Origin of the sequence: Flavobacterium endoglycinae (assembly GCF_017352115.1) — a bacterium.
GTDB classification, from domain to species: Bacteria; Bacteroidota; Bacteroidia; order Flavobacteriales; family Flavobacteriaceae; genus Flavobacterium; species Flavobacterium endoglycinae.
This window is the reverse complement of the sequence record NZ_CP071448.1, coordinates 3,190,948-3,204,337: the sequence shown is the minus strand read 5'-3', so window position 1 is coordinate 3,204,337 and position 13,390 is coordinate 3,190,948. Positions and strand designations below refer to the sequence as shown.

The 13,390-nt window shown below is 34.1% G+C and carries 22 protein-coding genes; 1 reads left to right on the top strand and 21 read right to left on the bottom strand.

The annotated features are described in order from the left end of the window. Positions 1–2: 2 nt before the first annotated feature. From rplR to rpsL, 21 genes are all read right to left on the bottom strand, one after another. A complete protein-coding gene (rplR, locus tag J0383_RS14085; protein WP_035650451.1) occupies positions 3–353 on the bottom strand; it encodes a 50S ribosomal protein L18 in 351 nt (116 codons plus the stop codon). 11 nt (positions 354–364) lie between these two features. Next, positions 365–907, bottom strand: coding sequence for a 50S ribosomal protein L6 (gene rplF, locus J0383_RS14080; protein ID WP_012022483.1), 543 nt, complete (start codon positions 905–907; stop codon positions 365–367). An 18-nt stretch (positions 908–925) separates the two neighbouring features. Then, positions 926–1,324: a 30S ribosomal protein S8 gene (gene rpsH / locus J0383_RS14075; RefSeq protein ID WP_008464306.1), complete on the bottom strand. Its 399-nt coding sequence runs from the start codon at positions 1,322–1,324 to the stop codon at positions 926–928. Between the two features lie 105 nt (positions 1,325–1,429). Next, the gene (gene rpsN / locus J0383_RS14070; protein WP_008464305.1) at positions 1,430–1,699 is read right to left on the bottom strand and encodes a 30S ribosomal protein S14; all 270 of its coding nucleotides are present in this window, start codon (positions 1,697–1,699) and stop codon (positions 1,430–1,432) included. A gap of 3 nt (positions 1,700–1,702) precedes the next feature. Then, entirely contained in the window at positions 1,703–2,254 is a 552-nt protein-coding gene (gene rplE / locus J0383_RS14065; protein ID WP_207294654.1) for a 50S ribosomal protein L5, read from the bottom strand. Between the two features lie 2 nt (positions 2,255–2,256). Continuing rightward, positions 2,257–2,571 (bottom strand): 50S ribosomal protein L24, encoded by a 315-nt coding sequence (rplX, locus tag J0383_RS14060; protein WP_207294653.1) that lies wholly within the window; start codon positions 2,569–2,571, stop codon positions 2,257–2,259. An 11-nt stretch (positions 2,572–2,582) separates the two neighbouring features. Next, positions 2,583–2,951 (bottom strand): 50S ribosomal protein L14, encoded by a 369-nt coding sequence (rplN, locus tag J0383_RS14055; protein WP_007803649.1) that lies wholly within the window; start codon positions 2,949–2,951, stop codon positions 2,583–2,585. Between the two features lie 2 nt (positions 2,952–2,953). Further along, positions 2,954–3,214 (bottom strand): 30S ribosomal protein S17, encoded by a 261-nt coding sequence (gene rpsQ / locus J0383_RS14050; RefSeq protein ID WP_008464298.1) that lies wholly within the window; start codon positions 3,212–3,214, stop codon positions 2,954–2,956. 17 nt (positions 3,215–3,231) lie between these two features. Beyond that, positions 3,232–3,423: a 50S ribosomal protein L29 gene (gene rpmC / locus J0383_RS14045; RefSeq protein WP_026727874.1), complete on the bottom strand. Its 192-nt coding sequence runs from the start codon at positions 3,421–3,423 to the stop codon at positions 3,232–3,234. 12 nt (positions 3,424–3,435) lie between these two features. Further along, positions 3,436–3,861 carry a 50S ribosomal protein L16 gene (rplP, locus tag J0383_RS14040; protein ID WP_008464295.1) on the bottom strand — a complete coding sequence of 142 codons (426 nt, stop codon included), beginning with the start codon at positions 3,859–3,861 and terminating at the stop codon, positions 3,436–3,438. A 19-nt stretch (positions 3,862–3,880) separates the two neighbouring features. Then, positions 3,881–4,639: a 30S ribosomal protein S3 gene (rpsC, locus tag J0383_RS14035; RefSeq protein WP_121360089.1), complete on the bottom strand. Its 759-nt coding sequence runs from the start codon at positions 4,637–4,639 to the stop codon at positions 3,881–3,883. A 5-nt stretch (positions 4,640–4,644) separates the two neighbouring features. Next, positions 4,645–5,058 carry a 50S ribosomal protein L22 gene (gene rplV / locus J0383_RS14030; protein WP_007803631.1) on the bottom strand — a complete coding sequence of 138 codons (414 nt, stop codon included), beginning with the start codon at positions 5,056–5,058 and terminating at the stop codon, positions 4,645–4,647. Positions 5,059–5,066: 8 nt separating this feature from the next. Next, positions 5,067–5,345 carry a 30S ribosomal protein S19 gene (rpsS, locus tag J0383_RS14025; protein ID WP_008464288.1) on the bottom strand — a complete coding sequence of 93 codons (279 nt, stop codon included), beginning with the start codon at positions 5,343–5,345 and terminating at the stop codon, positions 5,067–5,069. A 6-nt stretch (positions 5,346–5,351) separates the two neighbouring features. After that, positions 5,352–6,176: a 50S ribosomal protein L2 gene (gene rplB / locus J0383_RS14020; protein WP_091496650.1), complete on the bottom strand. Its 825-nt coding sequence runs from the start codon at positions 6,174–6,176 to the stop codon at positions 5,352–5,354. Between the two features lie 9 nt (positions 6,177–6,185). Next, on the bottom strand, positions 6,186–6,476 hold the full coding sequence (gene rplW / locus J0383_RS14015; protein WP_207294652.1) for a 50S ribosomal protein L23: 291 nt from the start codon (positions 6,474–6,476) through the stop codon (positions 6,186–6,188). A 7-nt stretch (positions 6,477–6,483) separates the two neighbouring features. After that, the gene (gene rplD / locus J0383_RS14010) at positions 6,484–7,113 is read right to left on the bottom strand and encodes a 50S ribosomal protein L4 (RefSeq protein WP_135222813.1); all 630 of its coding nucleotides are present in this window, start codon (positions 7,111–7,113) and stop codon (positions 6,484–6,486) included. After that, on the bottom strand, positions 7,113–7,730 hold the full coding sequence (gene rplC, locus J0383_RS14005) for a 50S ribosomal protein L3 (protein ID WP_207294651.1): 618 nt from the start codon (positions 7,728–7,730) through the stop codon (positions 7,113–7,115). Before rplC ends, rplD begins: the two co-directional genes overlap by 1 nt. Positions 7,731–8,133: 403 nt before the next feature. Next, complete coding sequence (gene rpsJ, locus J0383_RS14000; protein WP_007803605.1) at positions 8,134–8,439, bottom strand: 30S ribosomal protein S10; 306 nt, start codon at positions 8,437–8,439, stop codon at positions 8,134–8,136. Between the two features lie 10 nt (positions 8,440–8,449). Beyond that, positions 8,450–10,606 (bottom strand): elongation factor G, encoded by a 2,157-nt coding sequence (gene fusA, locus J0383_RS13995; protein ID WP_073418342.1) that lies wholly within the window; start codon positions 10,604–10,606, stop codon positions 8,450–8,452. Positions 10,607–10,617: 11 nt separating this feature from the next. Further along, positions 10,618–11,094, bottom strand: coding sequence for a 30S ribosomal protein S7 (rpsG, locus tag J0383_RS13990; RefSeq protein ID WP_012022493.1), 477 nt, complete (start codon positions 11,092–11,094; stop codon positions 10,618–10,620). A 24-nt stretch (positions 11,095–11,118) separates the two neighbouring features. Beyond that, a complete protein-coding gene (gene rpsL / locus J0383_RS13985) occupies positions 11,119–11,502 on the bottom strand; it encodes a 30S ribosomal protein S12 (protein WP_007136570.1) in 384 nt (127 codons plus the stop codon). 244 nt (positions 11,503–11,746) lie between these two features. Here rpsL and J0383_RS13980 point away from each other — a divergent pair, with 244 nt between their 5' ends. Next, on the top strand, positions 11,747–13,387 hold the full coding sequence (locus J0383_RS13980; protein ID WP_317196708.1) for a BamA/TamA family outer membrane protein: 1,641 nt from the start codon (positions 11,747–11,749) through the stop codon (positions 13,385–13,387). Positions 13,388–13,390 lie beyond the last annotated feature (3 nt).

Genomic DNA, 13,390 nt, shown 5'->3' with positions numbered 1-13,390 from the left:
TATTAGAATTTAAGTCCAGCGGCTCTTGCGCCTTCTGCTAATGATTTAATACGACCGTGATATAAATAACCACCTCTATCAAAAGTGATTGTATCAATCCCAGCTTTTAACGCTTTCTCTGCAACTAATTTTCCAACAGCAGCAGCTACTTCAACGTTAGTACCTTTTCCTATTTCTTTTTCTCTTGAAGATGCAGCTAATATAGTAACTCCATTTACATCATCAATAATTTGAGCGTAAATTTCTTTATTACTTCTAAAAACAGAAAGTCTAGGTCTTGCAGCAGAACCACTAACCGATTTTCTAATTCTGAATTTAATTCTCTGTCTTCTTTCAGATTTTGTTAATGACATAATCTTATATTTTAAGCTGATTTACCTGCTTTTCTTCTTAATACTTCACCCACAAATTTAACACCTTTTCCTTTGTATGGCTCTGGCTTACGGAAACCTCTAATTTTCGCAGCAACTTGTCCTAAAAGTTGTTTATCAAATGATGTTAATTTTACGATTGGGTTCTTACCTTTTTCAGATATTGTTTCTAAACTTACTTCAGGAGCAATTTCTAAAACAATATTGTGAGAATATCCAAGAGCTAAATCTAATTTTTGACCTTGGTTTGAAGCTCTATAACCAACTCCAACTAATTCTAGTTCTTTTGTGAAACCTTCAGAAACACCAACAACCATATTACTGATCAAAGATCTAAATAATCCGTGTTTTGCTCTATGGTCTTTATGATCAGACGATCTTTCAACTAAAACTTGATCGCCTTCAACAGTTACATTTACGTCCGAAAACTCCTGAACTAGTTGACCTTTTTTTCCTTTTACTGTAATAATACCGTCTTTAACTTCAACAGTTACACCAGCAGGGATTACAATTGGGCTTTTACCTATTCTTGACATCTTATCTAGTGTTTAAAATTAGTATACGTAACAAATTACTTCACCACCTACATTTAACTGCTTAGCTTGTTTTCCTGTCATCAAACCTTTTGATGTAGAAACAATAGCAATTCCTAATCCGTTAAGGATTCTTGGTAATTTGGCAGCACCTGCGTACTTACGTAAACCAGGTTTACTAATTCTTTGGATATCTTTGATTACAGGCTCTTTAGTATCTTTATCATACTTCAAAGCAATTTTGATAGAACCTTGAACTGTGTTCTGCTCAAATTTGTAACTTAAGATGTAACCTTGATCAAATAAGATCTTAGTTATCTCTTTTTTAAGATTAGATGCTGGAATTTCAACAACTTTGTGGTTTGCAGCCACAGCGTTACGAACTCTAGTCAAATAATCTGCAATAGGATCTGTATACATATGTATTTGATTGCGATTATGGTTTTCGGGAGATACTCATCTCCCGAACCTTTAATCAATTAAAAATTATTTTTTGGATTGCAAAAGTAATAACTTATTGCCAGATTACCAAGATGCTTTTTTAACACCAGGAATTAATCCATTGTTAGCCATTTCACGGAAAGTTACACGTGAAATACCGAATTGACGGATGTAACCTCTAGGTCTACCTGTTAATTTACAACGATTGTGTAAACGAACTGGTGAAGCATTTTTAGGCAATCTTTGTAAGCCTTCGTAGTCACCAGCTTCTAATAAAGCTTTTCTCTTCTCAGCATACTTAGCTACCGTTTTCTCTCTTTTCACCTCGCGGGCTTTCATTGATTCTTTAGCCATGTCTTAATTCTTTTTAAAAGGTAATCCTAATTCAGCCAATAATGACTTTGCTTCCTTGTCTGTTTTTGCAGTGGTAACAAAAGTAATATCCATTCCTGAAATTTTGTTTACTTTGTCAATATCAATTTCTGGGAAAATGATTTGCTCTAAAACTCCAAGATTGTAGTTACCTCTTCCGTCGAAACCAGTAGCTTTAATACCACTAAAATCTCTAACTCGTGGTAAAGATGAAGTAATAAGTCTATCTAAAAACTCATACATTCTTTCTCCACGTAAAGTAACTTTTGCTCCAATAGGCATTCCTTTTCTTAATTTAAAAGACGCAACGTCTTTCTTAGAAATTGTAGCTACTGCTTTTTGTCCAGTGATCTTTGTTAACTCATCAACTGCGTAGTCAATAAGTTTTTTATCAGATACAGCTGCACCAACTCCACGGCTCAAAACGATTTTTTCAAGTTTAGGAACTTGCATTACGTTTTTATATCCGAACTCTTCTGTAAGAGCAGAGATTACTCTACTCTTATATTCTTCTTTTAGTCTAGGTGTATATGCCATTACTATAGTACTTGATTAGATTTTTTTGAAAATCTTACTTTCTTATCTCCTTCTACTCTAATACCTACTCTAGTTGTTTCCTTACTTTTAGGATCAATTAGAGCAATGTTAGAAATTTGAATAGAAGCCTCTTTCTTAACGATACCACCTTGAGGGTTTTTAGCACTTGGTTTAGTATGTTTTGAAACCAGGTTTACACCTTCAACGATCGCTTTGTTTTTTTCACGGTAAACACGTAAAACTTTACCTTCAGCACCTTTATGGTCTCCAGCAATAACTCTTACGATATCTCCTGATTTTATTTTTAGCTTTATCATCTTAAAACGAATTAAAGCACTTCTGGTGCTAATGATACAATTTTCATGAATTGTTTTTCACGAAGTTCTCTTGCTACCGGACCAAAAACACGAGTTCCTCTCATTTCTCCTGCAGCATTCAAAAGAACACATGCATTGTCATCGAAACGGATATAAGAACCATCAGCTCTTCTCACTTCTTTTTTAGTACGCACAACAACTGCAGTTGAAACAGCTCCTTTTTTTACGTTTCCGTTTGGAGTTGCATCTTTGATAGAAACTACAATTTTGTCACCAACAGAGGCATATCTTCTTTTAGTACCTCCTAAAACACGAATAGTTAAAACTTCTTTAGCTCCCGTGTTATCTGCTACTTTTAGTCTTGATTCTTGTTGTACCATAATTATTTAGCTCTTTCTAAGATTTCAACTAATCTCCAACATTTTGTTTTACTTAAAGGACGCGTTTCGCTAATTCTTACAGTATCTCCAATGTTACAGTCGTTTTTTTCGTCGTGTGCAACATATTTCTTAGTTTTCAACACGAACTTACCGTATAATGGGTGTTTTACTTTTCTTACTTCCGAAATAACGATAGATTTATCCATCTTATTTGAAGTAACAACACCTATTCTTTCTTTTCTTAAATTTCTTTTTTCTTCCATCTTTCAGCAGAATACAATTATTGTAACTCTCTTTTAGTTAACTCTGTAGCTAGTCTTGCAACTGTTCTTCTAACACTTCTAATTTGAAGTGGGTTAGCAATTGGAGAAATAGCATGAGCCATTTTTAGGTCAGCATATAGTTTCTTAGTTTGACTAAGCTTTTCTTGCAACTCCGCTGCAGAAAGATCTTTTATTTCTGATTGTTTCATAATAAATATAAATTATGCTTCGAAATCTCTAGCAACGACGAACTTAGTTTTTACTGGAAGTTTTTGAGCTGCAAGACGTAAAGCCTCTTTTGCAACTGACAATGGAACCCCTCCAACTTCAAACATAATTCTTCCTGGTTTAACAACAGCAGCCCAATATTCAACTGCTCCTTTACCTTTACCCATACGTACTTCAAGAGGCTTCTTAGTGATAGGTTTGTCTGGGAAAATTTTAATCCACAATTGTCCTTCTCTCTTCATGTAACGAGTTGCGGCAATACGCGCAGCTTCGATTTGACGTGAAGTTAAGAACATTCCATCTTCATGCACAGATTTAATACCAAACATTCCATTTGAAAGTTCATGCCCTCTTTGAGAGTTACCCTTCATTCTACCTTTTTGTACCTTACGGTATTTTGTTCTTTTAGGCTGTAACATTTTTCTTTAGTTTAAAAATTTACTTTCTTTTACGAGCGTCTGGTTTTCCACCTTTATTAAAGTTAGATTTACCTCTAGGGGCATCTCCACCTTTACCACTGCCAGTACCAGATTGTTTTTTATCCATTCCAGCTAGCGGAGAAAGATCTCTCTTTCCATAAACTTCACCTTTCATGATCCATACTTTGATACCCATTCTACCGTAAGTAGTGTGAGCTTCAGCCAAAGCATAATCAATATCAGCTCTGAAAGTTGATAGAGGAATTCTACCTTCTTTGAAACCTTCAGAACGTGCCATCTCAGCACCATTCAAACGGCCAGAAATCAAAACTTTGATACCTTCAGCGTTCATACGCATTGAAGCAGCAATAGCCATTTTGATTGCACGTCTGTAAGAAATACGGCTTTCGATTTGACGAGCGATGCTTGTCGCCACAAGATAAGCATCTAACTCAGGTCTTTTAATTTCAAAGATGTTAATTTGAACCTCTTTATCAGTAACTTTCTTAAGTTCCTCTTTTAACTTGTCTACCTCTTGTCCACCTTTTCCGATAATAATACCAGGTCTAGCAGTAGTGATAGTAACGGTTACAAGCTTTAAAGTTCTCTCGATGATTACTTTAGATACACTAGCTTTTGATAAACGAGCGTGGATATACTTTCTGATTTTGTGATCTTCAGCTAATTTATCGCCATAATCATTTCCACCATACCAGTTTGAGTCCCATCCTCTGATGATACCAAGTCTATTTCCAATTGGATTTGTCTTTTGTCCCATGCTGCTTAAGAATTGCTTTGTGTGTTATTGATAGCTCCAAGCACGATTGTTACGTGATTAGAACGTTTTCTTATTCTGTGTGCACGACCTTGTGGAGCTGGACGAAGTCTTTTTAACATCATTCCACCATCTACTCTGATCTCTTTAACAAATAATCCAGCTTCTTCTAAATTACCTTCACTATTTTTTTGCTCCCAGTTGTTGATTGCAGATAATAATAGTTTTTCTAATTTTCTTGAAGCTTCTTTAGAACTGAATCTTAAAATGTTAAGTGCTCTTTCTACCTTCTGACCTCTTACCAAGTCCGCTACTAAGCGCATTTTTCTAGGTGAAGTAGGGCAGTTATTCAATTTTGCGAAAGCGATAGACTTATTAGCCTCTTTTCTCGCATCTGCTGTTTCTCTTTTACGAACTCCCATTGCTTCTTTTATTTTTTACCTTTATTTTTTGCTCCAGCATGACCTCTAAAAGATCTAGTTGGTGAAAACTCTCCTAATTTGTGACCTACCATGTTTTCTGTTACGTAAACTGGTACAAATTGACGACCGTTATGAACTGCGATAGTTTGTCCAACGAAATCTGGAGTAATCATTGAAGCTCTAGACCAAGTCTTTACAACTGCATTTTTACCACTTTCTACGTTTTCTTGAACTTTTTTATCTAATTTATAATGAACAAAAGGTCCTTTTTTTAATGAACGTGCCATATCTTATTATTTCTTTCTACGTTCTACGATATACTTGTTACTCGGGTTTTTCTTAGAACGAGTTCTGTAACCTTTAGCTGGCAATCCTTTTCTTGAACGTGGATGCCCTCCAGAAGAACGTCCTTCACCACCTCCCATAGGGTGATCAACTGGGTTCATCGCTACTGGTCTAGTTCTAGGTCTTCTTCCTAACCATCTTGTTCTACCTGCTTTTCCAGATACAACTAATTGGTGGTCAGAATTAGAAACAGCTCCAATTGTAGCCGAACAAGTTAACAAGATTAATCTTGTCTCACCAGATGGCATTTTAATTGTTGCATATTTCCCGTCTCTTGCCATTAACTGAGCAAAAGTTCCAGCTGAACGAGCGATTACAGCTCCTTGTCCTGGACGTAACTCAATACAAGATATAACAGTTCCAAGAGGAATTCTGCTTAAAGGTAAAGTATTACCAATCTCTGGTTGAGATTCTGGTCCAGAAACTAATTTCTGACCAACTTTCAATCCGTTTTGAGCGATAATATAAGTTTTCTCTCCATCAGCATAAGCTAATAAAGCAATAAATGCAGTACGATTTGGATCATATTCGATTGATTTCACTGTAGCTGGAATTCCATCTTTAGTTCTTTTGAAATCAATAATACGATATCTCTGCTTGTGACCACCACCCGTATAACGCATGGTCATCTTTCCTTGACTATTTCTACCTCCTGAGTTTTTTATCGGCGCTATCAAAGAGCGTTCCGGCTTATCAGTTGTAATAGCGTCATAACCATTCACAACTCTAAATCGCTGACCCGGGGTAATAGGTTTTAATTTTCTTACTGACATTTTTCTATCTTAGATATTGTTGTAAAAATCAATTGTTTCTCCTTCTTGTACTTGAACAATTGCTTTTTTTATTGCATTTGTCTTTCCACTGATTAAACCACTTTTAGTGTATTTAGTAGATCTATCCGGTCTAACATTCATTGTATTAACAGAAACGATAGTTACTCCATAAGCAGCTTCAATAGCTTTCTTAATTTCAACTTTGTTTGCTTTTTTGTCAACAACGAATCCAAAGCGGTTTAAAACTTCACTTTCTTTGGTTACTTTTTCAGTTACTATAGGTCTAATTATGATACTCATACTCCTATTATTTGCTTAAATTTTCTTCAATTAACTCTAAAGAACCCTCCAAAAGCACTAAATTATTAGTGTTTAATATTGCGTAAGTGCTTAATTCTGAGCTAGTTACGACATTAGAAGCCTTTAAATTGCGTGACGACAAATATACATTTTTATTTGACTCACCCAATACAAATAGAGATTTTTTATTTTCTAACCCTAAAGCTTTCAAAACGTTAATGAAATTTTTAGTGTTTGGCACATCAAAATTAAAGTCTTCAAGAACGATAATATTTGACTCTTTTGCTTTGATTGAGAAAGCTGATTTTCTAGCCAATCTTTTTAAACCTTTATTCAATTTGAATGAATAACTTCTTGGTCTTGGCCCGAAAACTGTTCCTCCACCTTTAAACAAAGGATTCTTAACACTTCCAGCACGAGCTGTACCCGTACCTTTTTGTTTTTTAATCTTACGAGTACTTCCAGTTACTTCAGCTCTTTCTTTAGCTTTATGAGTACCTTGTCTTTGATTAGCAAGATATTGCTTAACATCAAGATATACTGCGTGATTGTTTGGTTCAATTGCGAATACTGAATCAGAAAGTTGAACTTTTCTACCAGTATCTTTTCCGTTGAAATCTAATACTTTTACTTCCATTACTTCTGAATGATTACGTAAGAGTTTTTGTGACCAGGAACACATCCTTTAACAACAAGTAAGTTCTTTTCAGCAACTACTTTTAAAACTCTAAGGTTTTGAACTTTTACATTATCTCCTCCCATTCTTCCAGCCATACGCATTCCTTTGAATACTCTAGATGGATAAGAAGAAGCTCCTACAGAACCTGGCGCTCTTAAACGGTTGTGCTGACCATGAGTAGCTTGTCCAACCCCACCAAAACCGTGACGCTTAACAACACCTTGGAAACCTTTACCTTTAGATACACCTTGTACATCTACAAATTCTCCTTCTTCAAAAATAGAAACATCGATAAGATCTCCTAATTTTTGTTCAGTTGCAAATTCTTTGAATTCAACGACTTTTTTCTTAGCAACAGTTCCAGCTTTTTTAAAGTGACCTAAAGCCGCTTTAGTAGAATGTTTCTCGTTTTTGTCATCGAAACCAAGTTGCAACGCTTCATACCCGTCAACCTCGTTGGTTCTGACTTGGGTAACAACACACGGCCCAGCTTCGATTACTGTACAAGGAATGTTTTTCCCGTTTTCATCGAAAATACTAGTCATGCCGATTTTTTTACCAATTAACCCAGACATAAATATTAATTATTAATTACTAAAATTCCCTTCAATTTGAAAATAACAGAAATTTTCAAACAGGGAGTGCAAAAGTAGTTATTAAAAATGAATATACCAAACAGTTACAAAAATTAAATCGCTCATTATCAAAATCCAAGCTTCAAATCAACCATCAAAGCACTTTCATGTACTAAAAATTTATCTCTTTATTTTCAACTCTAAAAAATCTATCTGCTTAATGATTAATTAATCAAAATAAAACAAAAACGTTCGCACAGCCTTAAAACAAAGGGATTTAAAAACCATCCCCACTAATACAAACTTAAAATCAATTACAAAAACTAAATACATAATAATATTCTACAACAAAAAAAGCGAGACATTTCTGACTCGCTTTTTGTATATAAAATTTAATAAAAAATTATACTTTAATCTCTACTTCAACCCCACTTGGCAATTCAAGTTTCATTAAAGCATCAATAGTTTTAGATGAAGATGAATAAATATCAATCAATCTCTTGTATGACATTACTTCAAATTGCTCTCTCGCTTTTTTGTTAACGTGCGGAGAACGCAATACAGTGAAAAGTTTTTTGTGAGTTGGCAACGGAATAGGACCTGTTACAACCGCTCCAGTAGTTTTTACTGTTTTTACGATCTTTTCAGCAGATTTATCTACCAACATGTGATCGTAAGATTTTAGTTTTATTCTGATTTTTTGACTCATTTTCTTAAAATTAAGCGTTACCTTTTGCTTTTTTGATTACCTCTTCTGAAATGTTAGAAGGTGTTTCTGCATAATGAGAAAACTCCATTGTAGATGTCGCTCTACCAGATGATAATGTTCTTAATGTAGTAACATAACCAAACATCTCAGCCAATGGCACATCTGCCTTAATAGTTTTCGCTCCGTTTCTATCACCCATATCATTTACCTGACCTCTACGACGGTTCAAGTCACCTACAATATCACCCATGTTTTCTTCCGGAGTAATAACTTCGATTTTCATGATTGGCTCTAAGATAACAGCTCCAGCAGCTTTACCAGATTCCTTATAACCCATTCTTGCAGCTAATTCAAAAGAAAGAGCATCAGAATCCACAGGGTGGAAAGATCCATCTAATAAAGTAACTTTCAAACTATCCACAGCATACCCAGCTAAAGGTCCAGTTTTCATAGCTTCACGGAAACCTTTTTCAACTGCAGGAATATACTCCTTAGGAACGTTACCTCCTTTTACTTCATTCACAAACTGTAATCCAACAGGAACTTTTCCATCAACTTCATCAGCAGGCTCGATTCTAAATACGATATCACCGAATTTACCACGACCTCCAGATTGTTTTTTGTAAGTCTCTCTATGTTGAGCAGATCTTGTAAACGCTTCTTTATATTCAACTTGAGGCTCACCTTGATTTACCTCTACTTTAAACTCACGTTTCATACGATCAACTAAGATGTCTAAGTGAAGCTCACCCATACCAGAGATGATCGTTTGACCTGAAGCTTCGTCAGTTCTAACTGTAAATGTTGGATCCTCTTCAGCCAATTTAGCCAAAGCCATACCCATTTTATCTACGTCAGCTTTAGTTTTAGGCTCAATAGCGATACCAATTACTGGATCTGGGAATTTCATAGATTCCAAAATAATTGGATTCTTTTCATCAGAAAGTGTATCCCCAGTTTTAATATCTTTAAATCCTACTGCTGCTCCAATATCTCCAGCCTCAATAAATTCGATTGGATTTTGTTTGTTAGCATGCATTTGGTAGATACGAGAGATTCTCTCTTTGTTCCCAGAACGAGTATTTAAAACATAAGAACCAGCATCTAAACGTCCAGAGTAAGCGCGGAAGAAAGCTAAACGTCCAACGAATGGATCAGTAGCAATTTTAAATGCCAAAGCAGCGAACGGCTCTTTTACATCTGGTCTACGTAAAATTTTCTTTTGATCTTCTTCTAATAAATCAGCATCATCAGGGTGAATTCCTTCAATACCTTCTTTATCTAATGGAGATGGTAAATACTTACAAACAGCATCTAACATAAATTGAACTCCTTTATTTTTGAAAGAAGAACCTGCAAGCATTGGAATGATTGCCATATCAATAGTAGCAGCTCTTAAAGCATTATTGATTTCTTCTTCTGTAATAGAGTTCTCATCCTCCATGTATTTATCCAAAAGATTTTCATCATAAGTTGCAATCTCTTCGATAAGAATAGAACGGTAGTGTTTCACATCATCAACCATATCCGCAGGGATATCAACGATATCAAAAGTAGCTCCTTGTGTTTCATCATGCCATACAATAGCTTGATTTTTCACTAAGTCAACAATACCTTTAAAATCTGCCTCATCACCAATAGGCAAAGTAATTGCAACCGCATTCGATTTCAACATATCTTTAACCTGTCCGCATACAGCTAAGAAGTTAGCACCTTGACGGTCCATTTTGTTTACGAATCCCATACGAGGAACTCTATATTGATCTGCAAGTCTCCAGTTAGTTTCTGATTGTGGCTCAACACCATCAACAGCACTAAATAAGAAAACTAAACCATCAAGTACACGTAAAGAACGGTTTACCTCTACAGTAAAGTCAACGTGTCCAGGAGTATCAATAATATTAAAGTGGTAAGGCAATGATTCTGGAAGAACTTTACCTTGCTCTGTTGGGAAGTTCCAAGTACAAGTTGTAGCAGCAGAAGTAATTGTAATACCTCTTTCTTGCTCTTGTGCCATCCAGTCCATTGTTGCAGCACCATCGTGCACCTCACCAATCTTGTGTGACTTTCCAGTATAAAAAAGAATACGCTCAGTAGTTGTTGTTTTACCAGCATCAATGTGAGCAGCGATCCCGATATTTCTTGTATATTTTAAATCTCTAGCCATTTCTTTACGAATTAAAATCTAAAGTGAGAGAATGCTTTGTTAGCTTCTGCCATTTTGTGAGTATCCATTCTTTTCTTAACCGCAGCACCTTCTTCTTTAGCAGCAGCTAAACATTCTGACGCTAAACGTTGTGCCATAGATTTTTCGTTTCTTCTTCTAGCATAAAGTATTAACCACTTCATAGCCATAGAAATTTTTCTGTCTGGACGAATCTGCATTGGGATTTGAAATGTAGCTCCACCAACTCTACGGCTACGTACTTCTACGTGAGGCATAACGTTTGTTAAAGCATCTTTCCAAATTTCTAATGAAGTTTTTTCATCATTTTGCTTTTTAGTTTCGATGATATCAATAGCATCATAAAATACTTTAAAAGCTGTAGATTTCTTACCATCCCACATTAAGTTATTCACAAAACGCGTTACTAATTGGTCGTTAAACCTCGGATCCGGTAAAAGTGGTCTTTTCTTTGCCGCTCTTTTTCTCATGTCTTTTTCTTAAAAGTTTTTAAATTACTTTTTTGCTTCTTTTGGGCGTTTAGCACCGTACTTAGATCTTCTTTGCGTTCTTCCTGCAACACCTGACGTGTCAAGCGCTCCACGAACGATATGATATCTAACACCTGGTAAATCTTTTACCCTTCCACCTCTAACTAATACTATCGAGTGCTCTTGTAAATTGTGTCCTTCTCCAGGGATGTAAGCATTCACCTCATTACCATTTGTCAAACGTACACGCGCAACTTTACGCATTGCAGAGTTTGGTTTTTTTGGTGTAGTAGTGTAAACACGCGTACAAACCCCTCTTCTTTGAGGACAAGAATCTAAAGCAACCGATTTACTCTTCTTAGTTATCTGAGTTCTTCCTGTTCTTACTAATTGTTGAATTGTTGGCATAATTAATACTAAAAATTAATATGATATTAAATTCCCGCTTTTTACGGGGTTGCAAATGTATAAAATAAATTTCACTATACAAACGTTAATCTATTAATTTTCAATAACATTATTTCTCTTCTATGTTTTTACAAACAAACAATAGATATTTGCAATTCATATAATTACAAAAACCAAACGCTTGAAACTTTTTTTTCAGACATTCTTTTTTATAATGATAAGCTTATCAGCTTATAGCCAAAACTTGTATCTTAAAATAAACGGAACAAATAATATCGAAAACCAAATTATTGATTCTATTAATTACACTACTAATCATCCAAATTTAAAATCACTATTTAACGAAATAGAAAAAACCTCTAAAACCCTGTCAAAAAAAGGCTTTATAAACAACAAAACACTAAGCATCAATAAGATAAATGATACCACATACAACTCTATCATTAACCTAAAAGAAAGAATAAAAACTATACATATATATATAGGTATAAATAATTCATTTTTTAGTTCAAACAAAAAACAAAAAGACACTATAATACTACCCTACGATCAAGTCGAAAACTACTTAAACAACAAAATTATTGAGGCAGAAAAAAATGGCTACTCCTTAAATAAAATAAAACTGGAAAATATTAGAAAAGAGAAATCGATAATTTATGCTGATCTAAATTTTAAATCCGAAAAAAAACGCAGTTTAAATTCCATTATTCTAAATTATAAAAACGAAGATTCAAAAGATTTTTTCCCAAAAGGATATTTAAAACAACTCAATAAAAAATATCTCAACAAAACATTCAACCAAGAAATCATCAAAGAGCTTTATAACGAAATTAACAGTTACGAATTTTTAAGCCAGACAAAATATCCTGAAATTTTATTCACCAACGACTCCACAAAAGTTTTTGTATATATCGAAAAAAGAAAAGCAAATACATTTGACGGCTACATTGGATTTTCAAATGATGAAAATAAAAAAGCTATCCTAAATGGATATTTAGATATTTCGTTATTAAACACTCTTCATGCAGGAGAAAAATTTTCTTTATATTGGAAAAGCGACGGCAATCAACAAAAAACATTTAATACAAAACTAGAATTACCATATATATTCAAATCGCCATTTGGAATAAAAGCCCAATTAAACATTTTCAAGCAAGACAGCACTTTTCAAAACACAAAAACAGCTATTGATCTTGGATATTACATTAATTACAATTCAAAATTATACTTAGGATATCAATCAACAGAATCTAGTGATATTCAAAATATAAATAATTCTACAATAAGTGACTTTGATAATTCATATATCACATCTACATATGAATACAAAAGAATTGATCTGAACAACAATCTGTTACCTCAAAAAGCATTTTTAAATTCAATTATTGGATTTGGAAAACGAGAAACAAATAACGACACAGAAACAGCTCAACCAAGCAAACAATTTTACATAAATTTAAATGCAACTTATAATTTTGAGCTTAATACCAAAAATTTTATTAACATAAATTCTCAAAATTTCTATTTAGACAGTAAAAATTACATTTCGAACGAATTATTTAGATTTGGCGGAATGAATTCAATTAGGGGATTTTCAGAAAATAGTCTTCAAGCAAATTTCTATTCAGCAATTCTTACAGAATATAGATATATGTTTTCAAAAAACACTTATATTCATTCTGTTACGGATTACGCTATATATCAAGACTTAACGAATATTTCAAATCCTAAAAAAATTAAGAAATTAATAGGAATTGGAATTGGTGCAGGAATACAAACAAAAAGCGGAATTTTACGAATAATTCTCACGAATGGTCACGAAAATCAACAGGAAATACAATTATATAACACTATCGTAAACATATGTTATAATGTTAAATTTTAAAGT

Excerpts from the sequence above, each read along its gene's own strand:
- rplF (WP_012022483.1), bottom strand. The coding sequence starts at position 907 with ATGTCAAGAATAGGTAAAAGCCCAATTGTAATCCCTGCTGGTGTAACT.
- rplW (WP_207294652.1), bottom strand. The coding sequence starts at position 6,476 with ATGAGTATCATAATTAGACCTATAGTAACTGAAAAAGTAACCAAAGAA.
- rpsC (WP_121360089.1), bottom strand. The coding sequence starts at position 4,639 with ATGGGACAAAAGACAAATCCAATTGGAAATAGACTTGGTATCATCAGA.
- rpsH (WP_008464306.1), bottom strand. The coding sequence starts at position 1,324 with ATGTATACAGATCCTATTGCAGATTATTTGACTAGAGTTCGTAACGCT.
- rplV (WP_007803631.1), bottom strand. The coding sequence starts at position 5,058 with ATGGGAGTTCGTAAAAGAGAAACAGCAGATGCGAGAAAAGAGGCTAAT.
- rplE (WP_207294654.1), bottom strand. The coding sequence starts at position 2,254 with ATGGCATATACACCTAGACTAAAAGAAGAATATAAGAGTAGAGTAATC.
- rpsG (WP_012022493.1), bottom strand. The coding sequence starts at position 11,094 with ATGAGAAAAAGAGCGGCAAAGAAAAGACCACTTTTACCGGATCCGAGG.
- rpmC (WP_026727874.1), bottom strand. The coding sequence starts at position 3,423 with ATGAAACAATCAGAAATAAAAGATCTTTCTGCAGCGGAGTTGCAAGAA.
- rpsJ (WP_007803605.1), bottom strand. The coding sequence starts at position 8,439 with ATGAGTCAAAAAATCAGAATAAAACTAAAATCTTACGATCACATGTTG.
- rplD (WP_135222813.1), bottom strand. The coding sequence starts at position 7,113 with ATGGAAGTAAAAGTATTAGATTTCAACGGAAAAGATACTGGTAGAAAA.
- rplB (WP_091496650.1), bottom strand. The coding sequence starts at position 6,176 with ATGTCAGTAAGAAAATTAAAACCTATTACCCCGGGTCAGCGATTTAGA.
- rplN (WP_007803649.1), bottom strand. The coding sequence starts at position 2,951 with ATGGTACAACAAGAATCAAGACTAAAAGTAGCAGATAACACGGGAGCT.
- rpsN (WP_008464305.1), bottom strand. The coding sequence starts at position 1,699 with ATGGCTAAAGAATCAATGAAAGCCCGCGAGGTGAAAAGAGAGAAAACG.
- rpsQ (WP_008464298.1), bottom strand. The coding sequence starts at position 3,214 with ATGGAAGAAAAAAGAAATTTAAGAAAAGAAAGAATAGGTGTTGTTACT.
- rplP (WP_008464295.1), bottom strand. The coding sequence starts at position 3,861 with ATGTTACAGCCTAAAAGAACAAAATACCGTAAGGTACAAAAAGGTAGA.
- rplR (WP_035650451.1), bottom strand. The coding sequence starts at position 353 with ATGTCATTAACAAAATCTGAAAGAAGACAGAGAATTAAATTCAGAATT.
- rpsL (WP_007136570.1), bottom strand. The coding sequence starts at position 11,502 with ATGCCAACAATTCAACAATTAGTAAGAACAGGAAGAACTCAGATAACT.
- rplX (WP_207294653.1), bottom strand. The coding sequence starts at position 2,571 with ATGATAAAGCTAAAAATAAAATCAGGAGATATCGTAAGAGTTATTGCT.
- rpsS (WP_008464288.1), bottom strand. The coding sequence starts at position 5,345 with ATGGCACGTTCATTAAAAAAAGGACCTTTTGTTCATTATAAATTAGAT.
- fusA (WP_073418342.1), bottom strand. The coding sequence starts at position 10,606 with ATGGCTAGAGATTTAAAATATACAAGAAATATCGGGATCGCTGCTCAC.
- rplC (WP_207294651.1), bottom strand. The coding sequence starts at position 7,730 with ATGTCTGGGTTAATTGGTAAAAAAATCGGCATGACTAGTATTTTCGAT.